At 68.4% G+C, this 25,437-nt stretch carries 24 protein-coding genes; 12 read left to right on the top strand and 12 right to left on the bottom strand.

Annotated elements, in window-relative coordinates; all coding sequences use genetic code 11:
- Nucleotides 1-14 precede the first annotated feature (14 nt).
- On the top strand, nucleotides 15-896 hold the full coding sequence (locus ACYVKQ_RS22285; protein ID WP_460677579.1) for a hypothetical protein: 882 nt from the start codon (nucleotides 15-17) through the stop codon (nucleotides 894-896).
- 87 nt (nucleotides 897-983) lie between these two features.
- Here ACYVKQ_RS22285 and ACYVKQ_RS22280 read toward each other — a convergent pair whose 3' ends face one another.
- The 4 genes from ACYVKQ_RS22280 to ACYVKQ_RS22265 all read right to left on the bottom strand — a co-directional run bounded on the left by ACYVKQ_RS22280 (nucleotide 984) and on the right by ACYVKQ_RS22265 (nucleotide 5,081).
- Nucleotides 984-2,324, bottom strand: coding sequence for a glycosyltransferase 87 family protein (locus ACYVKQ_RS22280; protein ID WP_460677578.1), 1,341 nt, complete (start codon nucleotides 2,322-2,324; stop codon nucleotides 984-986).
- Nucleotides 2,321-3,796, bottom strand: coding sequence for a cellulose synthase family protein (locus ACYVKQ_RS22275; RefSeq protein ID WP_460677577.1), 1,476 nt, complete (start codon nucleotides 3,794-3,796; stop codon nucleotides 2,321-2,323). The genes ACYVKQ_RS22280 and ACYVKQ_RS22275 overlap by 4 nt, the downstream gene beginning before the upstream one ends.
- 81 nt (nucleotides 3,797-3,877) lie before the next feature.
- On the bottom strand, nucleotides 3,878-4,603 hold the full coding sequence (locus ACYVKQ_RS22270) for a glycosyltransferase family 2 protein (protein ID WP_460677576.1): 726 nt from the start codon (nucleotides 4,601-4,603) through the stop codon (nucleotides 3,878-3,880).
- A gap of 52 nt (nucleotides 4,604-4,655) precedes the next feature.
- Nucleotides 4,656-5,081: a hypothetical protein gene (locus ACYVKQ_RS22265; protein ID WP_460677575.1), complete on the bottom strand. Its 426-nt coding sequence runs from the start codon at nucleotides 5,079-5,081 to the stop codon at nucleotides 4,656-4,658.
- Between the two features lie 293 nt (nucleotides 5,082-5,374).
- Between ACYVKQ_RS22265 and ACYVKQ_RS22260 the strand changes: the two genes are divergently transcribed.
- The 5 genes from ACYVKQ_RS22260 to ACYVKQ_RS22240 all read left to right on the top strand — a co-directional run bounded on the left by ACYVKQ_RS22260 (nucleotide 5,375) and on the right by ACYVKQ_RS22240 (nucleotide 8,830).
- Nucleotides 5,375-6,103, top strand: coding sequence for a GAF domain-containing protein (locus ACYVKQ_RS22260; RefSeq protein ID WP_460677574.1), 729 nt, complete (start codon nucleotides 5,375-5,377; stop codon nucleotides 6,101-6,103).
- 67 nt (nucleotides 6,104-6,170) lie between these two features.
- Nucleotides 6,171-6,731 carry a hypothetical protein gene (locus tag ACYVKQ_RS22255; RefSeq protein WP_460677573.1) on the top strand — a complete coding sequence of 187 codons (561 nt, stop codon included), beginning with the start codon at nucleotides 6,171-6,173 and terminating at the stop codon, nucleotides 6,729-6,731.
- A 135-nt stretch (nucleotides 6,732-6,866) separates the two neighbouring features.
- A complete protein-coding gene (locus tag ACYVKQ_RS22250) occupies nucleotides 6,867-7,868 on the top strand; it encodes an alpha/beta fold hydrolase (protein ID WP_460677572.1) in 1,002 nt (333 codons plus the stop codon).
- A gap of 42 nt (nucleotides 7,869-7,910) precedes the next feature.
- Nucleotides 7,911-8,294, top strand: a complete 384-nt coding sequence (locus tag ACYVKQ_RS22245; protein ID WP_460677571.1) for a hypothetical protein — start codon at nucleotides 7,911-7,913, stop codon at nucleotides 8,292-8,294.
- On the top strand, nucleotides 8,267-8,830 hold the full coding sequence (locus ACYVKQ_RS22240) for a hypothetical protein (protein ID WP_460677570.1): 564 nt from the start codon (nucleotides 8,267-8,269) through the stop codon (nucleotides 8,828-8,830). The genes ACYVKQ_RS22245 and ACYVKQ_RS22240 overlap by 28 nt, the downstream gene beginning before the upstream one ends.
- A gap of 31 nt (nucleotides 8,831-8,861) precedes the next feature.
- Here the strand turns inward: ACYVKQ_RS22240 and ACYVKQ_RS22235 are convergent, their stop codons facing one another.
- The 3 genes from ACYVKQ_RS22235 to ACYVKQ_RS22225 all read right to left on the bottom strand — a co-directional run bounded on the left by ACYVKQ_RS22235 (nucleotide 8,862) and on the right by ACYVKQ_RS22225 (nucleotide 11,934).
- The gene (locus ACYVKQ_RS22235; RefSeq protein ID WP_460677569.1) at nucleotides 8,862-10,214 is read right to left on the bottom strand and encodes a 4Fe-4S binding protein; all 1,353 of its coding nucleotides are present in this window, start codon (nucleotides 10,212-10,214) and stop codon (nucleotides 8,862-8,864) included.
- A gap of 130 nt (nucleotides 10,215-10,344) precedes the next feature.
- The gene (locus tag ACYVKQ_RS22230; RefSeq protein WP_460677568.1) at nucleotides 10,345-10,587 is read right to left on the bottom strand and encodes a hypothetical protein; all 243 of its coding nucleotides are present in this window, start codon (nucleotides 10,585-10,587) and stop codon (nucleotides 10,345-10,347) included.
- A 6-nt stretch (nucleotides 10,588-10,593) separates the two neighbouring features.
- The gene (locus ACYVKQ_RS22225; protein ID WP_460677567.1) at nucleotides 10,594-11,934 is read right to left on the bottom strand and encodes an NAD(P)/FAD-dependent oxidoreductase; all 1,341 of its coding nucleotides are present in this window, start codon (nucleotides 11,932-11,934) and stop codon (nucleotides 10,594-10,596) included.
- A gap of 155 nt (nucleotides 11,935-12,089) precedes the next feature.
- Between ACYVKQ_RS22225 and ACYVKQ_RS22220 the strand changes: the two genes are divergently transcribed.
- Together ACYVKQ_RS22220 and ACYVKQ_RS22215 are read left to right on the top strand one after the other, a co-directional pair.
- Nucleotides 12,090-12,509 (top strand): hypothetical protein, encoded by a 420-nt coding sequence (locus tag ACYVKQ_RS22220; protein ID WP_460677566.1) that lies wholly within the window; start codon nucleotides 12,090-12,092, stop codon nucleotides 12,507-12,509.
- A 227-nt stretch (nucleotides 12,510-12,736) separates the two neighbouring features.
- Nucleotides 12,737-13,438 (top strand): carboxypeptidase-like regulatory domain-containing protein, encoded by a 702-nt coding sequence (locus ACYVKQ_RS22215; protein WP_460677565.1) that lies wholly within the window; start codon nucleotides 12,737-12,739, stop codon nucleotides 13,436-13,438.
- A gap of 87 nt (nucleotides 13,439-13,525) precedes the next feature.
- Here ACYVKQ_RS22215 and ACYVKQ_RS22210 read toward each other — a convergent pair whose 3' ends face one another.
- The 4 genes from ACYVKQ_RS22210 to ACYVKQ_RS22195 all read right to left on the bottom strand — a co-directional run bounded on the left by ACYVKQ_RS22210 (nucleotide 13,526) and on the right by ACYVKQ_RS22195 (nucleotide 17,335).
- Nucleotides 13,526-15,010, bottom strand: coding sequence for an APC family permease (locus ACYVKQ_RS22210; RefSeq protein WP_460677564.1), 1,485 nt, complete (start codon nucleotides 15,008-15,010; stop codon nucleotides 13,526-13,528).
- Nucleotides 15,011-15,134: 124 nt separating this feature from the next.
- Nucleotides 15,135-16,067 (bottom strand): tetratricopeptide repeat protein, encoded by a 933-nt coding sequence (locus ACYVKQ_RS22205; protein WP_460677563.1) that lies wholly within the window; start codon nucleotides 16,065-16,067, stop codon nucleotides 15,135-15,137.
- A gap of 9 nt (nucleotides 16,068-16,076) precedes the next feature.
- Complete coding sequence (locus ACYVKQ_RS22200) at nucleotides 16,077-16,637, bottom strand: hypothetical protein (RefSeq protein WP_460677562.1); 561 nt, start codon at nucleotides 16,635-16,637, stop codon at nucleotides 16,077-16,079.
- Between the two features lie 116 nt (nucleotides 16,638-16,753).
- On the bottom strand, nucleotides 16,754-17,335 hold the full coding sequence (locus ACYVKQ_RS22195; protein ID WP_460677561.1) for a hypothetical protein: 582 nt from the start codon (nucleotides 17,333-17,335) through the stop codon (nucleotides 16,754-16,756).
- Nucleotides 17,336-17,681: 346 nt separating this feature from the next.
- On the opposite strand from ACYVKQ_RS22195, the gene ACYVKQ_RS22190 reads away from it, so the two are divergent.
- Nucleotides 17,682-20,408 (top strand): hypothetical protein, encoded by a 2,727-nt coding sequence (locus ACYVKQ_RS22190; protein ID WP_460677560.1) that lies wholly within the window; start codon nucleotides 17,682-17,684, stop codon nucleotides 20,406-20,408.
- Between the two features lie 140 nt (nucleotides 20,409-20,548).
- The gene (locus tag ACYVKQ_RS22185; RefSeq protein ID WP_460677559.1) at nucleotides 20,549-21,601 is read left to right on the top strand and encodes an AAA family ATPase; all 1,053 of its coding nucleotides are present in this window, start codon (nucleotides 20,549-20,551) and stop codon (nucleotides 21,599-21,601) included.
- Nucleotides 21,602-21,612: 11 nt separating this feature from the next.
- On the opposite strand, the gene corA is transcribed toward ACYVKQ_RS22185, so the two are convergent.
- Nucleotides 21,613-22,821: a magnesium/cobalt transporter CorA gene (gene corA / locus ACYVKQ_RS22180; protein WP_460677558.1), complete on the bottom strand. Its 1,209-nt coding sequence runs from the start codon at nucleotides 22,819-22,821 to the stop codon at nucleotides 21,613-21,615.
- A gap of 192 nt (nucleotides 22,822-23,013) precedes the next feature.
- Between corA and ACYVKQ_RS22175 the strand changes: the two genes are divergently transcribed.
- Nucleotides 23,014-23,979 carry a hypothetical protein gene (locus ACYVKQ_RS22175; RefSeq protein WP_460677557.1) on the top strand — a complete coding sequence of 322 codons (966 nt, stop codon included), beginning with the start codon at nucleotides 23,014-23,016 and terminating at the stop codon, nucleotides 23,977-23,979.
- Between the two features lie 63 nt (nucleotides 23,980-24,042).
- Nucleotides 24,043-25,344, top strand: coding sequence for an MATE family efflux transporter (locus ACYVKQ_RS22170; protein WP_460677556.1), 1,302 nt, complete (start codon nucleotides 24,043-24,045; stop codon nucleotides 25,342-25,344).
- Nucleotides 25,345-25,437: the final 93 nt, after the last annotated feature.

Raw genomic sequence — 25,437 nt, 5'->3', positions numbered from 1 at the left:
AGCTTCGTTTGTCTATGCTGCGTTCTGCCGCGCCGCGCCTGCTGGCCGCCTCGTCCGTGCTGTTCCTTGCTGCCTGCTCCCCGCCCTCGGCGCCCGAGCAGACCGGCGCGCCGATTTCGGCCCTGGCGGGTATCCAGCAGCACTTCGACGCCGGCTGGGCGCAGAGCAAGCTGTGGGATGATGGTCTGGCCGAAGTGGCTACCTACGCGGCCGAGCGGGTGGTGTACCAGCGGCCCCGCCCCTACGAGATGACCATCATCACGGTAAAGGAGGACTTCAACCAGGCTTACAACGTGAAGACCGACGACTACCAGCGCCCCGACCTGTTCGCGGTGATGAAGGTCAACGAGTTCTGCCAGATTCCGACCGACAACTACCCGTACCACTACCTCACGTCGCTGTTTTTCCGGCGCGAGCAGCCGCTGCAGGTGCACAAGATGACGACCTCTTCGCAGGAGTGGTGCGGCAATACCTTCAAGGCCCTGACCGAAGCCGGCGGCCTCTACAAGCTCAGCTACAACTCCTACTGGGACGGGCAGGGCGTGAATCAGGTGGACGTGCAGCGCGACATGCTGCTGGAAGATGCCCTGCCGTACACGCTGCGCAGCCTGCGCTTCAACGACGAGCCGCTGTTCGAGGCCAACGTCCTCGAAACCCAGCAAACCAGCAAAGCCGGTCAGCCCAAGCTCTACCGCGCCGAGTTCCGCGTGGCCCGCGCTGCCCTCGGCGAAGCCCCGCGCCCGGCCTGGCGCGTGACCGTGCGCCTGGAGCGCGGCAAGGACAATGTGTACTGGTTTGATCAGCACTACCCGCACTTGCTGCTGCGCCACACGGCTTGGGACGGCCGCAAGCTGCTGCTGAAAACGGAGCGCCGGTTCGCTTATTGGCAGCATTAAGGAGCGTTAGCTTAACGGCCTAAGTCATAGCCCAGCAATGGCCTGGTTCAAATGGCGGACGTGGCCATGCTGCCGCCGGGGTGATTATTAAGAACTGGCGGCTGCCGCTGGCTGATGCCCGGCCCGCCGCCAATCCCACGCCACCGCCGCGGCCACGCCCAAATACTCCAGCGCCACCAGCCGCAAATCCTCCTGGTAGGCGGCCGTGCGGTAAGCCGCGTACGACAACGGAGCCAGGGCCGCCCAGACGGCCGGGTAGCGCCAGCCCGTGCAGCAGCTCAGCGCCACCAGCGGCGCGAGGTACCAAGGGTGCACGGTGGTAGCCAGCAGGTAGTAGAGCGAAAAAGCCAGCAGCGCGGCGCGCGGCAGCGCCGCGGGCGTCGGTTGTTTTTCCAGGGCGGCCAAGGTCAGAATGCCCACCGCTGCGCCCATGGCCAGGAAGGTGCCCAGGCGGGCAATTTCGTTGTAGCCACTCAGCCAGTACCCGGCGGCGCGCAGCAGGTAGTACACGCTGGCGTTGAACTCGAAGGAGTGAAAGTACAGGTCGAGGCTGCGGCCGATGTTGGTTAGCAGCGCGGCCGAGGCAAAAGGCGCGAAGCTCAGCCCAAGCAACAGCAGCACGGCCGCGCCCACAGCTACGGCGCGCCACCAGCCCAGGCGCCGCAGCAGCAACGGCAGCAGCAGCAGGGGCGTGAGCTTGGTGGCCACGGCCAGGGCCAGCGGGGCGGCCGCGCTCAGCGCTCGGCCGCGCACCAGCAGCCAGCAGGCGGCCAGCATGCCGCTAATCACCAGGGCTTCGAAGTGCAGGTTGCCGACCAGCTCAGCCACCACCAGCGGGTGCAGCAGGTATACCAGAGCGCGTTCCGGGGGGAGGCCGAACCGGCGAAGCAATAGCACGAGCAGCAGCGCCGTCGTCGCTTCGGCCAGCAGCAGGGCCAGGCGCAACGCGACAATCTGCCCCTGCTCGGAGCCCGGGAAATGCCCCGCGGCCAACCCAAACAGGGCCTGGCACACTGGCGGGTACACCGAATAGTAGTGGGGCGAATTCAGCCGCTGGTAGAGCTGCGGCGTGAGGGCCGGGGGGCCGGGCAGCGCGCCGCCCCCCGCCCGGTACTCATCGGGGCGGTGCAGAAACGGGTTTTCGCCGGCGGCGACCAGCGCCCCGTCCCAGCGGAAGCGGTGGTAGTCGTCGGAGAGGGGCGGGGTGGCCGGCAGCCAGAGCAGCCGTAGCAGCAGGGCCAGGCCCAGGCCGACGCGCCAGGGCAGGCGCAGGCGCAGCAATAGGGCGTAGGCCAATGCCCCCACTCCAAACAGCGTCAGCAGCTGCGCCGTGGCGGTGCGCGGAGTGCTGTAGGCCAGGGCAAACTGCGTAGCGGCCAGCAGCAGAGCCGCCGCGCCCAGCAGCCACCGGTGGCGCGGCGTGCTCATGCCTGCCGGGCGTGGCGCACGCTGTAATACACCACCGCCGCGTAGCCGGCGGCGAGCAGCACGTGGAAGGGCAGCAGCCCGTAATTGTCGTAGCGAAACGCCAGCCCGATGCCCGCGGCGAAGTACAGCGCCAGCAGCGCCTCCAGCACCGTTTGGCCGCTAACCGAGCCCGTGCGGTAGCGCCGCCAGCGCGACCCGGCGGCCGCGCCGCGGCGCACCAGCCCCGACTTGGGCGTGCGCACGAAGGGCGTAAGCTGCCCGGCCAGGCCGGTGAGCACCGCCCAGGCGTTGTGCAGCGAGAGGCCCATCGACATGGACAGGAACAGGAGCATTTTCGGGGCGAAGCGCAGGCCCGCGCCGCGCCCGCCGCTCCGGCGCCAGGCGGCGTGGTAGTACGCCACCAGCGGCGCGAGGCTGAGCACGGAAAGGCCCGCCAGCCGAAACACCCAGCGCAGCTCCGGCGTGCGCGTTTGCACCACCAGCAGCGGCACGCTGAGCAGGCCCATGAGCAGCACGGCTACGAACACGGTGCTGTTGAGCAGGTGAAAAGTGGCGTAGAGCTTGGAGGCGAAGCCCAGCGTGGGGGAGGCCCACACCCGGCGCAGGTGCTTGCGGGCCGTTTCGGCGCCGCCCTTGTTCCAGCGGTGCTGCTGCGAGCGGAGCGCGTCCATCTGGGCGGGCAGCTCGGCCGGGGCCACCACGTGGGGCAGGTAGCGGAAGTGCCAGCCGGCCAGCTGGGCGCGGTAGCTCAGGTCCAGGTCTTCGGTGAGCGTGTCGGCCTGCCAGCCGCCCGCGTCGTCGATGCAGCGGCGCCGCCACACGCCGCCGGTGCCGTTGAAGTTGATGAAGTGGTGGCCGGCGTTGCGCCCGACCTGCTCCACCAGGAAGTGCGCGTTCAGCCCGAAGGCCTGCAGTTCGGTCAGCAGGGAGTATTCTTCGTTCAAGTGGCCCCAGCGCGTCTGCACCACGCCCAGGCGCTCATCGGGCAGGAAATACGGTACGGTGCGGCGCAGAAAATCGGGCGCGGGCACAAAGTCCGCATCGAAGATGGCCACCAGCTCCCCGGTCGCCGAGGCCAGGCCGTGGGCCAGCGCGCCGGCCTTGTACCCCTGGCGGTCGGGGCGGCGCACGTGCTCGATGTCGAGCCCGCGGGCGCGGTGGTAAGCCACGCGGGCGGCGGCCAGGGCCACGCTTTCGTCGGTGGAGTCGTCGAGTACCTGGATCTGCAGGCGGCCGGCCGGGTAGTCCAGCGCCGCCGCCGCGTCGATGATGCGCTCCACCACGTTCAGCTCGTTATAAACGGGCAGCTGCACGGTCACGCGCGGCCAGGCCGCGTCGGCCGGCGGAGGGGCTGGCGCCGGCGCTTCGGCAGCGCGGAAGGCGCGGCGGGCCAGGCGGGTGAGGCGCCACTGCGTGAGGCTGAAGGCCAGCACGAACAGCAGGCACAGCCCGTAGAGGACCAGAAGCAGCATTTCTAGCCCTAGCATGTGCAGGCAGCCGGTGAAGATGGGGTCGTCAAGAATGCAAAAGTAAGCACCGCCGGGTGGCCGCGGCTAGCGCCGGGCGTAGCGGAAAATCGTCCACAGAATCTTGTAGCCGGCCCCCAGCGTGCCCTTCACCGTGCCCGAAATCTTCGAGAAGCCGATGCGGCGGCGGTAGCGCACCGGCACTTCGGTGCTGCGCAGGCCGAGCCGGGCTGCCTTGAGCTGCATCTCCACCGTCCAGCCGTAGGTCTGGTCCTGCATGTCGAGGCGGCGCAGGGCTTCGGCCCGGATGGCGCGGAAGGGCCCCAGGTCGGTGAAGCGGGCGCCGTACAGCTGGCGCAGCAGTGTCGTGGCCAGCCAGTTGCCAAAAATCTGCTGGGGCAGCATCGCGCCCGGCTCGCGCTGGCCCAGGGCGCGCGAGCCGATAACCAGCTCCACGCCGTCGTTCAGGATGGGGCGCACCAGCTCGGGCAGCTGCTCGGGGTAATCGGAGTAGTCGCCATCGAGAAAGACGATGATGGCGGGCTGCTCCGTGGCGGGCCGGGCGTAGCAGTGGGCCATGCCGCGCAGGCAGGCGTAGCCGTAGCCGGGGCGGTCTTCGCGCAGCACCGTGGCGCCGCCGGCCCGGGCCGCCGCCGCCGTGTCGTCGGTGGAGGCGTTGTCGACCACGATGACTTCGCGCACCCACGCCCAAGGAATGTCGGCCAGCACCGGCCCGATGCTGCGGCCTTCGTTGTGGGCCGGGATGATGACGTCGATGAAGGGAAGCGAAGCAGGTGGGGTGGAAAGGGGCATGCGGCGCGAATCAGGGCGCAAAGGTGAGCATTCAAGGTCGAACCGGCGGCGCTCAGGCGTCGCGGCGGCGCTGCAGCACGCGGCGGTGCCAGCGGCCGGTGCGGTTGCTGGCCTGCAGCTCGGCTTCTTCGTCGAGGATCAGGTACAGGCTGTAGCCGAACACGAAGGCCGTGGCCGCGCTCAGCAGCCAGCCCCAGCCCCGGGTAAAGGCCATGTAGAAGTCGTAGCTCATGACCAGGGCCGGCACGGCGGCGGCCAGCACGGCCATGCGGCGCGAGGGACGGGGCTGCTCGAAGAGCAGCGTGGCCAAAAACGCCGTGAGCAGCACCGTCTGGTGAATGGCCTCGCCCATCCAGGCGGGCAGCAGGTTGTTCAGCCCGATAAAGCGCGACAGCGCGCGCAGCACGTAAGCCAGGGCAGCCGCCTCCACGATGGCCAGCAGCAGGGGCAGGTAGGGACGCAGTACAGGTCGGGCCATAGGCACGGGCTAGAAGTGAGAAGCGCCGGGCGACCCGGTCAGCAACGGCGGTGGGCGCGGCGGCGCGGCCACATACGCGGGTACTAGCCCCGGCGGTTTTGCGGCCCGCGTGCCGGCTCAGGGGCCCGCTTTCCAATATAGCGTTTTCTCTCGGCCACGGCCGGCCCGCACCTGTACCGGCCTGGCGCCTTGGTCCGGTTGGGTTACCTTTGCCAATTCAGGCCAGGGCTGGTCTACCGGCTACGAAACACAAAAGGGCATCCGGTTGTTTATTTTGTCCCGCACCTGCTTTCATGCCGCCCTATATTCAACCCCATTCGCTGATTCCGGAAGACGAGCTGGCCCGCCTGCGCACCCTGCGTCAGTACCAGATTCTGAACACCACCCCGGAAACGATTTTCGACGATTACGTGGCCTTGGCCGCGCAACTGTTCAACCTGCCCATCTCGCTGATTTCGCTGGTGGATGCGGAGGAAGTGTTTTTCAAGGCCAACACCGGGCTGCCCGGCCTGGAGCGCGTCGCCCGCGCCGACAGCCTGTGCTCGGCGGCGGTGCTGGAAGAAACCGTGCTGGTGTTTCCCGATCTGGCCCAGGAACGCTGCAGTTTGGTCAATCCCGCCGTGGCCGAATCGGCCGGGTTGCGCTTTTACGCAGGCGCCGTGCTGCGCATGCCCGACGGGCACAACATCGGCAGCCTCTGCGTGATTGACCGCGAAGCCCGCGCTTTCTCCGAGGACGAGCAGACCCTGCTGGTACGCCTGGCTGCCTTGGTAAGCCTCACCATCGAGCTGCGCATCGCGCTGCTGGAAGGGGGGCTGCCGGAGCAGTGGCCGGGCGCACAGGCCGAGTTGCAGGCCCGCCTGCATGAAAGCTCGACGCTGGCCCGCTACCTGGCGGCCCGCACCGGCGGCGCCGCTTTCTTCAACGACGACGTGCAGCAAGCCGTGGCCGGGCGCCTGGCCCGCATCGAGCAGGCCCTGCACGAGCATTTGGCGGCGGCAAAATCGCAGCCGCCTCGCTAGATTGCGCCTTGAATTGGCAAGCCAACGGCGCTGCGGCCGGCGGCCTTACGTGCCCTTGGTACCTGGAATGGGAGCTTTACTGACTGATTTGCTGCAGCGCGCCCAGCGCAGCCGCCGCGTGGTGGCCTTGCAGGCCGCCGGCGAAATGTACCTGGGCTACGTGCTCAGCCACAACCCCGACGTGGTGCTGCTGCGCAGCATTACCCGACAGGGCACGCTCACCGGGGTGCGCAGCCTGAGCCTGCACGAAGTCACGCAGGTGCACTTCGACGATAAGTACGTGCGTCTGATTGAGTTTAAGGAGCACAACCCCGAAGCCGTGTTTGGTGTGGCCCCGGCCCCCGACGGCCTGGAACAGCAGTACCTCTCCGTGCCCGCGCTGCTGCAGCGCGCCCAAGAAGTGCACCAGCTCGTGCAGCTCATCACCACCAACTCTAACAACGACCCCTACGGCTACGTGGTGCGCCTCACCGACGACGAGCTGCTGCTAGAGGTGTACACGGCCTTCGGGGAGCCCGACGGCCACACCGTGCTGCAGGTGGAAGACGTGCGCAGCGTGGTGTGGAGCGACGAGGACACGCGCACCATCGAGCTGCTGCTCAAGCAGCGCCGGGCCGAAGAAAAGTAAGGCGGCAGCGCCGGCGCTGTGCGTTGTCGGGCTCGCACGGGTAGGGCAGCGGCCGATTGCGTAGGCAGCCGCAGGGCCGTGTGCAGCCGTCGGCCCGTATTCTGCGTAACTCGGGGCGCACCAAGCTTCGTTCGAATGCCCCGTTTGCTCTACCTGCTGCTCTGCCTGCTGCTGACCAGTTCGCTTTCGGCCGCCGCCCAGTCGGCCGTGCCCAATGCCCTCAACGCCACCCTCGACGGCTACGACTACCCGTTTGCCGTCAGCTACCTGCCCCTGCGGCTGGAAGGCCGGGCCGTGCGCATGGCCTATATGGACGTGCCCGCCGCCGCCAAGGCCAACGGCCGGACTGTGGTGCTGCTGCACGGCAAAAACTTCTTCGGGGCCTACTGGCGCGGCACGGTGGAGGCCCTGACCAAGGCCGGCTTCCGCGTGGTGGTGCCCGACCAGATCGGTTTCGGCAAGTCCGATAAGCCCAACATCCACTACTCCTTTCACCAGCTGGCCCGGAATACGAAGCAGCTGCTCGACAGCCTGGGCGTGCGCCGCGCCGTGGTTGTCGGCCACAGCATGGGCGGCATGCTGGCCACGCGCTTTGCCATCGAATACCCGGCCCAGACCGAGCAGCTGGTGCTCGAAAACCCCATCGGGCTGGAAGACTACCGGCGCGGCGTGCCCTTTCAGAGCGTGCTGGAGGCCACTTCCACCGAGCTGAAGGCCACCGAGGAGGGTATCCGCAAGTACCACGCGACCTACTACCCCGGCCCGTACCCGCAGGTACACGACCAGTGGCTGCTGCCGCTGGCCGCCCAGACGCGCCACCCCGACTTCCCGGACGTGGCCGTGGCCAGCGCCCTCACCTACGAGATGATTTACCAGCAGCCCGTCTGCTACGAATTCGACCGGGTGCAGGCGCCCACGCTGCTCGTCATCGGGCAGCAGGACCGCACGGTGGTGGGTAAGGGGCTGATCAAAGACCCGAAAGTGGCGGAGCGCATGGGCCAGTACCCGGCGCTGGGCCAGCGCACGGCCAAGGCCATCAAGGGCAGCAAGCTGGTAGCGCTAGCCGGCGTCGGCCATATTCCGCACCTGCAGGCCGCCCCGGCTTTTCACGCCGCGCTGCTGGATTTTCTGCGCTAGCTGCCGCTCTTCGGGACATTATTCTGCCCTGACCTGCTGTTGATGCGCCTTCCGTACTGCTTATTGCCCGCCACGGCCTTGCTGGGCGCTGCCTGCTGGCTGACCAGCTGCCAACCCGATTCGGCCCGCTCCGAGCAGGCGGCCGCCGCGGCCCCGGCTGCTCAGGTGGCCGACACTGCCGCGGCGCCGCTCACGGCACCTGCCCCGGCTCCGGCGGCGGCGGATGCGGCGCCGGTGAAAATTGTGGCGGTCAGCGCCGCCGGGGGCACGGAGGCCGAGGGCCGCTTCGTGCTGCCCGAGGTGCAGCTGCCCGATGCGGCCGTGGCCCGCCGCCTCAACCAAGCCATCGTGGCCGCCAGTTTCGACGACGAGGAGCTGCAGCGGCTGCCCGCCCGGCAGTGGAGCGCAGCCGGCGCGAGTTCGTGACCAACGACGGGCGGGGCCTGACCAGCCTCCGCTACGAGGTGGAGCTCAACCAGGCCGGCTTGCTCACCCTGCTGCTGGTCAACGAAACTCTCGGCGCTTACCCCTCCATCAATACGCGCCGCGTGGTCTTTGATACCCGCACCGGCCGGCGCCTGCGCGTGGCCGACCTGATCCGCCCGGCCGACACCACGGCCCTGCGCCAGCGCTGGCGCAGGGCCATCAGCCGGGTCGTGGCCGAGCGCATCCGCGCGTTTGCGCAGGACTTCCCCGAGGAGCAGGCCGCGCTGCCCGACTTGCAGGAGCACCTGCGCTGGGACGCGGCCACCCGGCAGGTGGCTTTCGAGCCCCACGAGCCGCGCTTCGACGACTTTGCCGTGACCCGGCAGGGCCTCACGCTTTACCATTCCTTCGGCCTGCCGCACGTGATTCAGACCGCCGAGCCCGAGGGCACGTTTACGCTTTCGTACGCCGAGTTGAAGCCTATGCTGCCACCCGACGGGCCACTGGCCCGGTTGGTGCCCTCGCCACCGGGGTGACGCCGGTAGTGTCGGCGAGGTGTCGGGTTTGTTAGTCCAGGATGCGCAGGCTTTCGGCGTGGATGAAGGCCGAGGGCTCGTAGCGCCCCTCGCGCGGGCCGTTTTCCAGGTTCAGCACCCCGCGCGGGCAGGCCGTGCTGCACAGGCCGCAGCCCACGCAGGCCGCCCGGATGATGGGTTCGCCGCGCTGAGCGTACTGCTTCACGTCGATGCCCATTTCGCACACGTTGGAGCAGTTGCCGCACGAAATGCACTGCCCGCCGTTGGTAGTGATGCGGAAGCGGGAGAAGTGCTTCTGCAACAGGCCCAGGTAGGCCGCCATCGGGCAGCCGTAGCGGCACCACACCCGCGAGCCAAGGATGGGGTAGAAGCCCACGCCCACCACGCCCGAGAAGACGGCGCCGATGACGAAGCCGTAGGTGCGCGAAAACTCATCGGACAGCCGGCCCAGCAGCGCGCCGCCGGCGGCACTGTTCAGCCACAGCAGCGCCGTGGTGACGATGATAAAGCCGAGCACCGTGTACACGATGCTTACCTCGTAGCGCCAGGCTTCGCGGCGTTTGTCGGCGAGGTGGCGGTACGGGTCGCCGGCGGTTTCGGCCAGGCCGCCGCAGCCGCACACCCACGAGCAGTACCACCGCTTGCCGTAGAAGTAGGTGAGAACGGGCGTGGCCACGAACGACATCACCGCTCCCCAGAACACCATGAACACGCCTAGGTGGCCGTTTTGCAACAGCGCGCCCACGCCGCCGGGAAACAGGTAGTCGTACTTGAGCGGCCAGAAGTAGGTGAAGTAAAACTCGGGCTGCTGCAGTGCCAGCAGTACGCCCGGCAGCAGCCACGCAAAACCCAGCTGAAAGAACATCACCGAAGCTGTGCGCACCCGCTGGTAGGGCGAATGCCGGTATTTGAGCAGGGCCCGCGCGCCCATCAGCAGCATGGCCAGGGTGTAAAAGGTGCCGTAGAGAAACCACTGATCGGCCGCCCGCCCGCGCAGCAGCTGGCTCAGCCCGTCGAGCGGACGGATAAGGTTTTCCAGGTACTCCGGCCACCAGTACAGCACCACGTAGAAGCCCGTCAGCGCGATGCCTGTAACCCAGGCCACCGCCCCGCGCGAGGTGCTGGCCCGGGCCCAGAGGAAGTCGTGGCGTACGCCGGCCGGGCCGCGCCCAAACACGAGCCAGCTCCAGCCCAGCGCCCCGGCGCTCAGCAGCGCCAGCCCTAGCCAGAAGGCCAGCTCACGCAGGCCGGCCGGCGCGGCAGCGGCTACAGCCAGGGCCAGCAGCCCCAGGGCCACAGGCGTGAGCCAGAGGCGCTCGGAAACGGAGGTGGCTACCGTCGGGTGCGCCAGCGGCTGGTCAGAATACGTTGCGAATGAAGCCATGGAAGGGGGAGGGCCGGCCGCCAAAGCCGGCCGCGGCAGCAAGGGAAGCCAACGTACGCACCGGCGGAGCGCCTGGCTTTGCGACGGGCGCAAACTCACCGCCTGAGCTGCCGACGATGCGGCCGGCGGCTTAGTGGTGGTGATGGTGGTCGTGCTCGTCGGGCTTGCCGTAGAGGTTGCTCAGCGAGCCGAGCACGAAAACGGCGGCCCAGCACACGTACAGCCAGTGAAAACCTGCGGGCTTGGGCTGGCCGACGACGGCCAGAATCAGCTGGGCCCCCAAGGTCATGATGACGCCGGTGAAGGCGATGTACTGCCAGGCATTGAAGGCGGCCGGGTGGTAAAGCTTGCGGTAGTCGGGTTTTTCGGGCATGAGGAGTTATACGGAAAGCAGGCGCGCCAGCAGGCCTTTGCGCCGGCGCAGCGTGAGCGGCTGCTCAGGGAAACGTGCGTTGTAAGCCGCCACGATGGCCGGCTCGTGCTGGGGAAAGAATTCGGGGTCGAAGTTAGCCGCCCCGAACTGCTCCAGCACCTGGGGCAGCGGCGTGCCCGCGCGCAGCCACCCGTCGCATACGTCGTGGCGCAGGCGCAGGCCCAGCGCGTTCAGGCCCAGCAGCGCCTGGGTGGCATCGGCGCGGTACTGCAGGCGCAGGCCGCAGCGGCCCTGCGGGTGCTGCCACCAGAAGCTGGCCTGGCCCTCGACGGGGCGGGGCGGCACCTGCCCGTAGGTCTGGTATTCGAGGTCGAAGAACTTGGCGGAGTTAAACCACGGCCCACGCCGGTAGGGCGTGGGCTGCCCCGCAATGGTGTGCGCCACCGTTTCGCCCTGCATGCGGCCGGTGTACCACAGCGGCTCGATGGCGGCCTCGCCGGGCGGCGGACTGCGGCGCTGCGCGCAGTCGCCGGCCGCGTAAACGCCGGGCACCGAGGTTTGCAGCAGCTCATCAACGAGGATGCCGTGGTCGGTTTCGATGGCCGTGCCGGCGGTCAGCGTCAGGTTGGGCGTGACGCCGGTGGCAATGCCCAGCCACTGGCAGGGCAGCTCCTCGCCGGCGGCGGTGCGCACGGCCCGCACCCGGCCGGTTTCGTCGCCCAGCGCCGCGGCCAGCTCGGTGCGGTAGCGCACCTGCACGCCGTGGCGCCGCAGCTCCGCGTCCACCAGGGCCGCTTCCTCTGCCGGGAGCACCGAGCCCCAGTAGTGGGCGTCGCGCACGAGCATGGTGACGGGAATGCGCCGCGCGTGAAGCATCTCGGCCAGCTCCACGCCGATCAGGCCGCCGCCCACCACCACCGCCTGCCGCACGCCCCGGGTATTCTGGCTCATCAGCTCCACATCGGCCAAGGACACCAGCCCCTGCACGCCAGCCAGGTGCTGGCCGGGCCAGTCGTAGTAGCGCGTGGTGGCGCCGGTGGCCAGCAGCAGCGCGTCGTAGGAGAGGGGGCCGCCGGCGGCCAAGTGCACCTGCCGGCGGGCTACGTCGAGGCGGGTGACGCGGTCGTGCACCAGGTCCAGGCGGTTTTCGCGCCAGTACCAGTCTTCGTAGGGCTTCACATCGGGCCAGCGCAGGTGCCCCATGTAGAGGTACATGAGCGCGGGCCGGGAAAAGTGGTGCGCACTTTCGGCCGAAACAAGGGTGATGCGCGCCTCGGGGCGCAGGCGGCGCAGCGTTTGGGCGCAGCTCACGCCCGTGATGCCGTTGCCGATGATGACTAAGTGCATAGGACCGGGAAACAGGGCGTAAACAGCGGCCGGCGGCCGAAGTTGCCCCGCCAGGCCAAACCTACTGTTTTCCGGCCGGGCTGGTTTGGGCCAGCCGAACGCGGACCGCCCGGCTTGCGTACGCACTGGTACCAACCATTTACGCCCAACCCATCATGGCTACTCCTCTCAACCTCAATAGCGAAGGCACCCACAACGACGAAAACGAGCAAATCAAGCGCGACAAACCGGCTACCCGCCGCGATGCGCAGCAGGAGGGCGAGCGGGACTTCGAGCAGATCATCAACAACAACACCGACGTCGACAAGGACCCGACGGCCTACCGCAGCGCCGGCGCCCGCGGCTACTCCAAGCGCACCGATCAGAAGGGGCCGCTGGAAAACCTGCACATCGGCGGCAGCGAAACCGAGCCCCAAGGCGGCAACGACCACAGCTCCGACACGAGCAAGCAGCAGGGCCCGGGCCACGAGGTGGAGGGCAGCTACGAACTGGACCACGAGCAGAACCTGCGCACCCGCGAGCAGCCCTTCGGCGCTAAAAGTCCGCAGGGCCCCTCCAACCCCGTGCAGGAGTAGCCTGCTGGCATGGAACCGCTCCACCGCCCCGCCACCCCTCCGGTGGCGGGGCGGATTCATTATTACGGAATTGTAACGCGGATATGACGATATGATAATGCCAAGGTTATATATTTAGGGACGAACTGAGCGAAGTGCGGAACGCCCGGCTCCGACGCCCATCTGACTTCCTCTCTTTCCCGACCATTTCATTTTCCTTAAGTACCCTACCGTACTCCTTCCCACCTATGAGTGACAACTACGAAACCGTTACGACCGACGAGCCCACCGAAACCGACGCGGATTCGCTTGATTCGGGCAACCGCAAGCTGGGCCTGATTGCCGGCGGCGTGCTGCTGCTGCTGGGCGTTGCTATGGCCTTCGGGCCCGAAGCCAACCGCCAGCGCATTGCCAACGGCCAGATGCCGAGCTTCGAACTGGCCGGGGCCAGCGTGGTCGGCGAGCGGGCCACCGAAGAAGCGGCCGCACCCGTGGCCACCCCGGCAACGGAAGAAGCCAGCGTGGACAAAGACGCTGCGAAAGCAACGAAAGCTACCCCCCGTACCACGACGACTGCCACTGCCTCGACGGCAACCAACAACGCTGCGGTAGCCGCGGCGCCCGTGGCCGAAGAAACCGCGGCGCCCGAGCCGGCCACCCCCGCGGCCGCGCCGGCCGTGGAAGAAGCCCCCCGCACCGTGGTGTTCAGCGGCCGCGTGCTCGACGAGAACGGCCAGCCGCTGGCCGGCGCTACCGTGTTCGTGAAGGGCACGCGCAAGTTTGCCAGCACCGACCAGAACGGGAACTACTCCGTGGAAGCCCCGGCCGGCGACAACAGCCTGGTGTACGGTTACGGCGGCTACCAGGACCAGGAGATGCGCGCCAGCGGCGGCCAGAAAAACAACGTGACGCTGATTCCGAGCGAAACCAGCAAGCGCAAGCGCCGCTAGCCTTTTTGCTTCTCCCGCAACGAACAAGGGCCGCTTTCCACTGGGGAAGGCGGCCCTTGCTGCGTGCGGCCAAGGCCGGCGGTGTGGTTATGACTTCGGCGGCGAAGGCGGCGGCACGGACCCGGCAAAGCGGGTGCGGAACAGCAGGTACACCGGCACGCCCAGGGCCACCAGCAGCAGGCCGTACTGCGCTTGCGGGCCCTTGTCGGCGTCGAACAGCAGAATCAGGCAAAAGGCCGAGGCCAGCACCACGTACAGCAGCGGCACCAGCGGGTACCCCCAGGCGCGGTAGGGGCGCGGGGCCTCGGGGCGGGTGCGGCGCAGCACGAAGATGCCAACGATGGTGATGACGTAAAACAGAATTACCGAGAACATCACGTAGTCGAGCAGCTGGCCGTAGGAGCCGGAGAGGCACAGCAGGCAGGCCCAGGCGCACTGCGCCCACAGCGCCACGCCCGGCACGCCGGCCCGGTTCAGGCGGGCCAGACCGGGGAAGAACAGCCCGTCCTTAGCCATGGCGTAGTAGGCGCGGGCGCCGCTGAGAATGATGGAATTGTTGGCCCCGAAGGTGCTGATCATGATGAGCACGGCCATGAGGGCGGCGCCGGCGTTGCCCAGGATGCTCTGGGCCACAGCGGTGCCCACCCGGTCGTTGGCGGCGTACATGATGCCGCGGCCGAGCACGTCGGTTTCGGCGGCGTTGGGGTTGCCGTGCAGCGGCAGCACCAGCAGGTACACCAGGTTGATGAGCAGGTACAGCGCCGTGACGATGCCCGTACCGATGGCCATGCTGAGCACGATGGTGCGCTCGGGCCGCACGATTTCGTCGCCGGAAAAGCCGATGTTGTTCCAGGCGTCGGAGCTGAACAGGGAACCGGTCATGCCCAGCCCGATGGCGGCCACCAGGCCCCACACCGTCAGCGGCACGGCCTGGCCCTGCGCGTCGTAGCGGGCAGCCTGCCACATGTCGCTGAAGTTCTGGCTCACGGCCGTTTCGTTGACGCCGATGAAGAGGCCCACCAGGATGAGCAGGGCCAGGGCCACCAGCTTCGTGGAGCCGAAGATGTTGGAAATCAGCTTGCCGCCGCGCACCCCGCGGGAGTTAATCCACGTCAGGCCCACCAGCATGATGATGGCCAGCAGCATGACGGTGGTGAAGCGCACCGGCCCGGCCTCGAACAGCACGTGCTTCTCGCTGAACCACGGCACCAGCACGCCCACGAAGCGGGCAAAGGCCACCGCCACGGCGGCGATGACGCCGGTTTGAATGACCAGGAAGAGGGACCAACCGTAGAGGAAGGCCACCAGCTTGTTGTAGGCCTCGCGCAGGTACACGTACTGCCCGCCCACCTTCGGGAACATGGAAGCCAGCTCGCCGTAGCTCACGGCCCCGGCCAGGGTGATGACGCCGGTCAGCAGCCACACCACCAGCAGCCAACCGGTGGAGCCGACGAGCCGGGCAATGTCGGAGGAAACGATAAAAATACCGGAGCCGATCATGCTGCCGGTGACAATCATGACGGCATCGAACAGCCCGATGGCACGCTGAAAATGACCCTGTGGTTCGCTCATGCGAGAGGTGGAAGTTGAAATGGGGGCCGGAAGATAGAGGATTGAAGTAGATTCAGAAGAGGGCACTGCGGGAGCAGTGGCCCAAGGGCTGGAGCTGCTGAATGAGTAGGAAGTCCGGGTTTGGTTAAGGGCAGTGCTTCTGCCGCTCGGCAGTGGCTTTAACGTTGCCCAACTCCTCGGCACGCTGGAAATCCGGGCAGGCCTGGTCAGTCAAGCCGAAGTGGAGGTGCCATAGACCCCGCTCAAGGTATACTGTGCCCGCGTCGAAGCCCCGGGCTGGAAGGGTGTCGAGGTATGCCAGGGCCTCACTGAGCCGGCCCGAAAAGCCGTACACCTCCGCTTTGCCCAGGTGGTAGTCCAACTCCTCCGGTTGCAGGCGCAAGGCCTGATCCACATCCTGCATGGCCGGGGGATACTCCCGAAGTTTGAGGTAGATCTGCGAGCGGTTATAATAGCCTAAAGCGTCATCAGGATGCTGTGCCACGTGCACGGCGATGTCCTGCAAGGCCTTGCGCAGTTGGCCAAACCGGTAGTAGGCCGTCGAGCGGTTCAGGTACGCATCCGCTGTGAGTGGGGCCAGGTCCACGGCCTGGTCCAGATCGGCTAGGCTGCCGCGCTTGTCTTGGCGCAACGCTTTCACGATGCCGCGGTCGATGAGGGCCTGGTAGTCGGTGGGAGCCAGGCGAAGGGCCTGGTCGAGGTCCGCCAGGGCCAGCCCAAGGTCGGGTCCGGCCGAGCGCGCCTTGCCCCGCCCGGCCCAGGCACGGACGTTGTCGGGATGCAGGCGTAGCACGCGGGAGTAATCAGCAATGGCACCGGTCCAATCGCCTTGCAGCCGCCGCGCGCGAGCCCGGCCCAGGTTCCAGTCAACGTTCAGAGAATCCTGCGCGAGCAGGGCTGAAAAAGAGGCAATAGCAGCTGGGTAGTTCTTGGCCTGCAACTGTTGTTCGGCCACGGCGGCCGGGCTCTGGGCCGCGGCGGGTGTTGGTTCGATGACAACTAGCAGGCACGCGGCTACAAGCCAACCTAAAGTGGGCGGGCGCAACGGATGAATCACAGGGTAAAGTTAAAACTCGCTGCGGTCCGACCAGCTGCGCATGCGCCAGGGCTCCGTGCGGTTTTTGCGCACCAGCACCAGCCGGGCGGTGCCCGTGCCGTCGTAGCGCTGGTTGTCGCGCTGCTCGATGCTCAGGGAAAAGGCCCGTTCCACGTACACCAGCGTATCGGAGTACATCGTGTCGGTGGTGGGCATGTACTGCGTCCACTGCAGATTGGCCGAACGGGCCGCCCGGAACAGCTTGTAGGTGGCCGTCACGTCCACGTCGCGGTTCCAGGAGCGGTCGGCGTTGGCGGCGAAGTCGCGGTACGTGAAGGTGAACTTGCGGTTGAGCAGCTGCCCGTACAGCGTGGAGTCGCGCAGCTGGTAGGAGGCCCGGAACCGGTCGAAGAAGCCGCGCACCGTCACGGGGTTGCCCAGCAGCTGATCGGGGTTGATGGCTTCATCGTCGAGGCCGGGGGCGAAGGGGTTGCAGGCCGTGGCCACCATCGTGGCGCCCAGCACCCACCAGCGCCGCGGGCGGGCCGGGCAAGGACGACGAGCGGTGCGCAACAGAGGCAAACGGTTCATGGTGAGCGGGGTGCCAGCGGGTGCAAGCTAAACCGTTACCCGCTATGGTGCAACTGCCGCCCGCTATATTCCCTAGCCAAACGCGGACCCCAGCCTTTTGTTTGAGCCTTGGGGCGTTAGCGCCGCACAAAATATTTCTTGGCGTCGGTCCACACCGGGCGGCTCGAGGTGCCCAGGTCGCGCCAGGCCGCTATCTGCCACTCGTTGTTGCGGCGGCGCAGCAGCAGGCGGATGTTGCCCTCCATCGTGCGGATGCGAAACGCGGTGTCCGTCTGCGCCAAGGTGAGTTGGTACTGCGCCGAGACTTCGGCCGAATCGGGGCCGTAAAGCTGGTCGCGGCGGGCCGAGAGCTGCAGTTGGTTCTGGGCCGTCGCGGGGGTGCGCTGGCGCAGGCGGTTGAAGTAGTCCAGCTCTTCGCGGATGCCCCAGTTGGCAAACAGCGCCGCGTTGGTGGAGCCGGCCGAGGTCGGGTCCGGGAAAAAGCGGTAGCGAGTAGGCACGAAGCACCGCTCGTAGTTGGCCGCGTTCAGCCGCTGCACCGCCGTGGTGAAGTTGGTGAGCAGCACGTCGATGCTGGTCGGCGACACCCACTCGCTGGACGCCGTGGCAGGCTCCGGCTCGCGCAGCTCAAAGCAGGCGGGCAGCGCCGCGAGCAGCAGGCAGGCGGCGGGCAGGAGCAGGCGGGCGGGGCGCAGCATAGTGACCCCAAGGTACGGATTCAGCAGGAGGGACGCTACGAAACCACCAGGCCTGGCTGACGGGGAGGAGTGGGTCGCGCCGGATGCGGTTTTCAGGGAGGTTTGGCAGATGAGGCATCCGGAGCGCCATTTGCCACGCTGTAAGCCGATAAGCCGAAACATCTTTGCCGGTTGCCCTCGGTACACGGGGCGGGTAAGCCGTTCAGATAAAGCGCGGTAAGTCACGGGTGTGGGCTGCTCGGCTCGCCTGTTGGCTGGCTACCCGCCGCCCGGCTGGTAACCTCTTCCGCCGCCCGCCCGAATAGCTACCTTTGCCGCCCACCCACCTCCGCCTCGCTGCCGCTGCATGTCAAACCGCTTACTGGTCTTGCTTTCGGGTTTGCTGCTGCTCTCGGCGCTGGCGTCGTACGTGTACTACCGCCGCGTGGTGGCCCGTACCCCCGTCGACCCCTGGGCCCTGGTGCCCGACGACGCGGCGCTGGTGGTGGCCACCCGCGACCACCCGACGCTGGTGCGCCGCCTGAAGGAAACCCAGCTCTGGGACAACCTGGCCACGCTGCGCTACTTCCAGCAGGTGGAGGAGCAGGTGGCGCTGGCCGACAGCCTGGGCACCACCCGCAACTCGGTGCTCAGCTTTCTGGGGCGCAAAACCGTGCTGACGTCGGTGCACGTCACCGGGCCGCGCAGCTTCGACGTGCTGTTTCAGGTGCCCGTGAGCAGCGTGCGGCAGCACCGCCAGATCCGCACCCTGGCCGAAGCCCTGGGCCGCGACGCGCGCTACGAGGTGAGCACCCGCGACTACCGCGGCGAGCAGCTCATCACCATCACGCAGCGGCGCACCCGCACCGGTCTGACGTACTTCAACTACCGCAATACGCTGGTGATGAGTGCCAATGCGGCCTTGGTGGAAGCCGTGGTGCGGCGCACCGAGCACCCGGGCCTGCCTTCCATCGCGGCCGAGTTCGGCAATACCGACTACCTGAAGCTCCAGGACGTGGACGCGGCGCTGCTGATCAACTACCGCCAGCTGCCGCCCTTCCTGGGCGTCTTTTTCCGCCCCGAGCTGCGCCCGGACTTCGAGTACCTGGCCAGCCTCGGCGATAAAAGCTTGCTGGGCATGAAGCTGACCGGCAACCGCGTGCTCTTCAACGGCTTTACCAACCCCGAGCGCGCGGCCGGCTCCTTGCACCAGCGGCTGCGCGGGCAGCGGGCCGGCCGTCTGCGCATGGGCGAGGCGCTCAGCACCCGCACCGCCGTGCTGGTACACCTGAACGCCGCTCCGGCCGCGCTGCGCACCCCACTTGCCGCGGCCGATACCGCGGCCCGAGTCCTGGTCGACAGCCTAGCAGCTACGCTCGATACCGAAGCGGCGCTGTGCTACCTGTCGGCCCCCTCGCCGCGGGCGGTACCCGGCCGGCTGGCCCTCGTGCGCACCCGCAACGCGACCCAGGCGGCCCGCTGGCTGGGCCAACTGCGGCGGGCCACGGGTACCAGCCCCAGCTTCGAGCGGTTCGGCAGCTACCAGCTGTACCAGAGCGGCTTGTCCGGGCTGGCGCAGCGCCTGCTCGGGCCGCTGTTTGCGCCCGTCGCCGCGGGCACGGCCGGGGCCACGGCCCAGGTGGGCGACTACCTCGTGCTGGCCGAAGACGCCTCCGCGCTGCGCACCTACCTCACGGATATGGCGGCTGGGCAAAGCTGGAGCCGCTCGCCGGCCCAGATGGCGCTGCTGGAGGAAGCCACCCCGGTAGCGCAGCTCAGTGTGGTGCTCGACACGCGCAACAGCTGGAACGTGCTGCTGCGGGCCCTGGTGGAGGAGCGCCGCGCCGGCCTGCTGCGCAACGAAGCCCTGCTGCAGCGCTTTCCGCAGGTGGCACTGCAGTACGCGCTGGCCGACAGCGGGCAGTATTACACCCAGCTCGTGCTGCGCCACCCGCCCATCGGGCCGGCCGTGGCGGGCGGGCAAACGGCCGGGGGCGCGGGCAGCAGCCTGAACTTTCAGGCGGGCCTCGCTGCGGTAGGGCCCCAGGTGCTGCCGGCCGCCGCGGGCCGCCTGGCGCCCGTGCTGGTGCAGGACCGGCGCCACGCCGTGCACTACATCACTGTCGACAACACCGTGGGCTGGTCCGACTCGCTGGGCGGGCCGCTGCTGATGCCGCCGGCGCTGCTGGATAACGCGTTTGGCAGCCGGCCGGGCATCCTGATGCTCACGCCCGGCCGCGTGCACCTGCTAAGTGAGCGGGGCCGCCCGGCGCGCAACTTCCCCCTTAACCTGCCCGATACGGTGCAGGCCGCTTCGCTGAGCAGCGCTCCGCCCGCCGACGGGCAGCCCGCCCGCCTGCTGGTGGCCGACCGCTACGCCAACGTGTTCCTGTTTGATGCGCTGGGCGGCGCGCCGCCCGCCTGGCAACCCAAGCGGCTGGACTTCGCGCTGGCCGCGCCGCCGCAGCTGCTGCGCGTGGGCGGGCGCGACGTGGTGCTGTGCCTGCTCGAAAACGGCTACATCTACGCCTACGACGCGCTCGGGGGCACCTTGCCGGGCTTTCCCATCAGCCTCGGCGCCCGCCTGCACGCGGCCGCCTTCGTGGAGCCGGGCCCCACGCTGCGCCGCACCCGCCTGACGGTGATTAATCAGCACGCCGAGCTGGTGTCCTTTACGCTCGGCGGCGACGTGGTGCAGCGCCGCCGCCTGACCACCTGGAGCCGCGGCAGCACCTTCCGCCTCGTAACCGACCAGGCCGGGCGCGGCTACGTGGTGGTGCGCGACGACGGCGCCGGCCGCCTGACCGTGTTCGACGCGGCCGGCCGCACCCTGGTGGAGCGGCGCTTCCTCACGTCGGCCGAGAAGCCCGCGCAGCTCTTTGACTTTGGCAACGGCCGCCGCGTGCTGGTGCTCACCGAGACGGGCCCCGGCAAGGCTTACCTCTACGACTCGCGCTACCGCCTCGTCGGCGGGCAGCCTTTCGACAGCAACGCGCCCACCGTGGGCCTGACCTTCGATGCCACCGCCGACAGCTACCAGCTATACCGCGTGGTGGGCACCGAGCTGCGCCGCCTCACCCTGAAAATGGACTGAGCCCGCGCGGTTGCGCGGCCCCGCATTTGCGCCGCCACGTTGCTGGTCAGCCCGACCATCCTCGGTCCTTCATTCCTCGGTAGCCGGAGCCGAAAACCGGGCTTCGTTCCGCGCCCTTTCACTTTCCTTCCGCACAGCGCATGGCAGCAGCTCCCAGCTCCGACGTCTTTGCCACCGGCCTGGTGGTCGGCAAGTTTGCCCCGCTGCACCTGGGCCACCAGCGGCTCATTGAAGCGGCCGCCGCGGGGGTAGGGGAGTTGCACGTGTGGGTGTACTCCGAGCCCGACCTGCCCCGCCTGCCGGCCCCCGTGCGCGCCGGCTGGCTGCGACGTATCTACGGCGGCCGCATCGGCCGCACGCGGCTGCACGTGCGGGCCCTGACCAAGGCGGAGTACCCGCAGCTGCCGCCCAACGACGCACCGGACTACGCGCACCGGGAATTTGTGCGTCAACTGCTGCTGGAGCTGAACCTGTGCATCGACGTAGTATTCAGCAGCGAATCGTACGGGCCAGGCTTTGCCGCGCACCTCGGCGCCAAGCACGTGATGGTGGACGCGGCACGTAGCGTTCTGCCGATTTCCGGCACCCAGCTGCGGGCCGATGTGTACGGGCAGGCCCGGTGGCTGCCGCCGCAGGTGCAGGCGCATTTCCGCTCCGCCGAGTACCTGCAGCGCGTGGTGCTGCTCGGGGCCGAAAGCACCGGCAAGTCGACGCTGGCCGAGGCCCTGGCCCAGGCGCTGCACACCGCCTGGGCGCCGGAGTACGGCCGCACGCGCTGGGAGGAAAAGGCTGGCCGGCTCGACTTCGACGACCTGCTGCTGATTGCCCGCCGCCACCGCGCCCTGGAGGACGCGGCCCTCGCGCAGGCCCGGCACTGGCTCATCTGCGACACCAACGCCGTGACGACGCTGTGGTACAGCTACGCCGGCTTCGGGCGCGCCGCGCCGGAGCTGCTGGCCCTGGCCGCCGACTGCCGCCGGCGCTACGCGCACACCTTTGTGTGCGCCCCGGACTTCCCGTTTGTGCAGGACGGCACCCGCGCCGACGCCGCGCAGCAGGCCCTGCAGCAAGGCATGATCCTGATGCAGCTGGACCTGCTCGGCATTCCGTACCAGCTGCTCACCGGCCCGGTATCGGCCCGGGTGGCGCAGGTGGTGGAAGCTTTGGGCGAGGCCCTGCCGGTGAAGCTATAGGTTGTTGAAGGCTAGTTTTTAAACCAGCCTTTCTTGTAGAAGTAGATGAGCATGCCGCCGGCAATGAGGGCCATGATGATGAGCACCGTGGGGTAGCCCCACGGGTCGTATAGCTCGGGCATGTTCAGGTAGTTGGTGCCGCCGCCGGGCCGCTCGCGCGAGAAGTTCATGCCGTACACGCCGGCCACGAAGCTGAGCGGAATGAACACGGCGCTGATCATCGTGAGCACCTTCATCACCTCGTTCATGCGGTTGCTCTGCTCCGACATGTACAGCTCGATCAGGCTCGACACCGATTCGCGGTAGCTTTCCGTCAGGTCCATGGCCTGCACGGCGTGGTCGTAGCAGTCGCGGAAGAAGAGCTTCATGTCTTCGGGCACCACGTCGTCGTGCAGGCGCAGCAGTTCCATGATCTTGTCGCGCTCGGGGTACACCAGGCGCCGGAAGCGCACGATGTCCTTCTTGATCTGCAGGATGCGCGCCAGCAGCCGTTTGGTGGGCCGGTCGCGGATGATGACGTCTTCCAGCTCCTCGATGTAGTCGCCGATGGCGGCCATGGTGGGGTAGTAGTGGTCGAGCACCACGTCGGTGAGGGCGTAGGCCAGGTACAGGGGCGGGCGCTGCTTGATCTGGCTGAAGCCGGAGCGGATGCGCTGCCGCACGGTGTCGAGGCAGTCGTCGTAGTCGTCCTGAAAGGAGAGGACGTAGTTCGGGCCGGTAAACAGGCTGAGCTGGTCGTCGTCGATTTCGAGCTGGCGGGTAAACTCGGTCATGCGCGAGACCAGAAACAGGCGGTTGTCGCCGAAGACCTCCACTTTGGCGCGCTGGTAGTCGCCCAGCACGTCCTCCATCTGCAGCGGGTGCAGGTCGAAATCCTGGATGAAGCGCTGCATCATCTCCACGTCGCCGTAGCCGCGCACGTCGATCCAGTGGCGGCGCTCGGGCTGGCTGCGAAAGGCGTTGAGCATGTCGTCGTAGCGCTCAAACTCCCACTCGTCGTAACCGCGTGTATCGTAGCTCATCAGAAACAGGCGGGGCTTCAGCGAGTTGGGCGAAGGGCTGAGCGTGCCGGGGCGGGCGCCCACGCCCTGCAGCCGGGCCTGCCGGGTAGCGTCGTGGTCGGCCACGGTGGGCGGGGCGGCGGCTTCGGCCAAGGTGGCAGCCGAAGCATCGGCGGGGTCGGCCGTCAAGGAGCTGCTTTCCGGGGTAGTATCGGGCATGGGTAACGAAACATAGAAGGGCCCGGGGCCCACTGCGGCGTAATGCTACGCAGATGCGGCCAGAAAGTACAGCCGCCGGGGCGGCCGGCCCGGATCGGCAGCGGTGGCCCCCGGCTGATTTTGCCGTACTTTCGCCGCTTCGCAGTTTTTCCCGTGCCCGGTTTTTCTTTTTCCGCCCTTCCCTCCGCTGCTTTGCCGCCGCAAGATCTGCCGGCCGGCCACGGGCGTTACCGGCTGCGCTGGCTGACGCCGGGCGCGGAGCTGCCGCTGGCCGACGAGCTGTACCTCTACCAGCGGCCCGCGCAACTGCAAGCCGCTTCGGAGCTCACGCTGGCCGTGCTGGAAGATGTGGCCACGAGACAACTGGTAGCCTGGTGGCCCATCGCGCACCACCCGGACGGCACGGCGGGCAGTCCCCGCACCGCGCCTTTCGGCGGCCCGCAGCTGCTCACGGCCGCGCTGCCCGCCGCCGTACTCCACGACTGGCTCGGCGCCGTGCACCGGGCCTTGGCCGCCGGCGGGGCCGAGCGGTTGCGCCTGCGGCTGCCGCCCTTTGCCTACGAGCCGGTCACGAGCGGGCCGCTGGTGGCGGCGCTGCAGCGCCAGGGCTACCGCGTGGAGCTGGCCGAAATCGACGCGTACCTGCCGCTGGACCGCAGCTACGAGGCCGGGCTGCATCCCTCGGAGCGGCGCCGCCTGCACAAGTGCGAGCGGCACGGCCTGCGCTTCGAGCAGGAGCCGCCCCTGCTGCTGCCACTGGCCTACGACTTTCTGCGCCGCTGCCGCGAAGAGAAGGGGCAGACGCTGTCGCTGAGCGAGGCGCAGCTCACCGCCCTGTTTCGCGACTTTCCCCGCGACTACCTGCTGTTTTCGGTGCGCGACGCGGCCGGCGACTGGGCTGCCCTGACCGTGGCCGTGCTGGCCGGGCGCGGCGTGCTCTACAACTTTTACCCGGCCAGCCCGCTGCGCTACAACGCGTTCAGCCCGGTGGTGCTGCTCAACGCCGGGCTGCACGCGTTCGGCCGGGCCAGCGGCCTGCGCCTGCTCGATCTGGGCACGAGCACCCTGCCCACCGGCCCGAACGAGTCGTTGCTGCGCTTCAAGCGCCACCTCGGCGGCGTGCCCAGCCTCAAGCTGACGCTCACGCGCGGGCTGTAACGCCCCGCATTCTGCCGACGCCCGTGCGGCGGCGCGTAACTTGCGCGGCCCTAGCTGCCTTGCATGAGCCTGCCCGCTGCCGAAGACGATGCCACCGTTACGCTGCCCGCGCCCCCAAGCGGGCTGGCGCGCTTCGTGCGCGGCTCCCTGGGTTCGGGCGCCTCGGTGCTGGCCCGGGCCGGCGGGGCCCTGGCGCTCAATAAGTTGCTGGCCGTGTATGGCGGCCCCGGCGGCCTGACGCTGCTGGCGCACTTTCAGAACCTGATGGCCTTGCTCACGACCCTGCCCAACGACGGGGTACACGTGGGCATCGTGAAGTACCTGGCGCCCCGGCGGCCGGGCTCGGCGGGCTGGCGGCTGTGGTTTGGCACGGGGGCGCTGCTGAACGCGGCGGTGCTGCTGCTGGGCTTTCTGGCGCTGCCGGCCCTGCGCGGTCCTCTGCTGGCGGCGTTTGAGCCCACGCCGGGCTGGGTGGCCGGGGTGGTGGCGGGCATCACCCTGCTCACGGCGTACACGTACCTGGCCGCCGTGCTGCTGGCCGCCCAACGCCTGCGGGCCTACGTGCTCCTCACGGTGCTGCTGAGCGTGCTCGGGCCCCTGGCCGTAGCCGCCGCGCTGCGGCTTGGCTGGCCGGTGCCGCGGGTGCTGCTGGCCTACCTGCTGGCCCAGGGCTTGACGGTGGTGCCGGCGGCCTGGGTGTGCGCCCGGGCGGGGCTGCTGGCCCCGGTGCGCGGGCGCCTCAGCCACCCGGCCGTGCTCGGGCTCGGGCGCTTTCTGCTGATGGCGCTGAGCGTATTGCTGTGCAGCAAGGCCGTCGACTTTGCCGTGCGCGACCTGCTCATTGCGCGCTTCAGCCTCGCCCAAACCGGCCTGTGGCAGGCCGTAGCCAAGCTGGCCGACAACTACACAATGGTTTTCTCGGCCGTGATGGGCGCCGTGTTCTACCCCCGGCTGGCGGCGCTGGCGGGCCAGCCGGCGGCCCGGCGCCGCTTCGTGCGGGCGGTGTTCGGGCTGCTGGCCGGGGTGCTGGCCCTGGGCCTCGGGGCGCTCTGGCTGCTGCGCGACGTGCTGCTGCCGCTACTCTTCGACGCGCGCTTTGCCGCGGCCCGCGACCTGCTCGGGCCCCAGCTGCTCGGCGACTGGGCCAAGTTCCTGAGCTGGACGCTGTTGTACCTGCTCATGGCGGAGGCCCGGGTAGGGCGCTACGTGCTGGTGCAGGTGGCCTCGGCCGCGGTGTACGCGGGGCTGCTGGTGCTGCTGCTGCCGCGCTACGGGCTGTACGGCGCCACGCTGGCCCACGCGCTGCGCTTTGGGGTGCTGCTACTGGCCTGCGCGCTGTACTTTCGGGCCTACTTCCGCCGCTGAGCCCCGCCCGGGGCCGTGGTTGGCGGAATAGCGGGCAGAAGCTGCCGGGCCGGAAATGGCCAGCCCAGCCCGCCCGCCGCCTTCCGCCCCGTT

The organism is Hymenobacter coalescens (genome assembly GCF_054783195.1).
The sequence above is the reverse complement of the archived record's forward strand: the minus strand, read 5'-3'. Positions and strand labels throughout refer to the sequence as shown.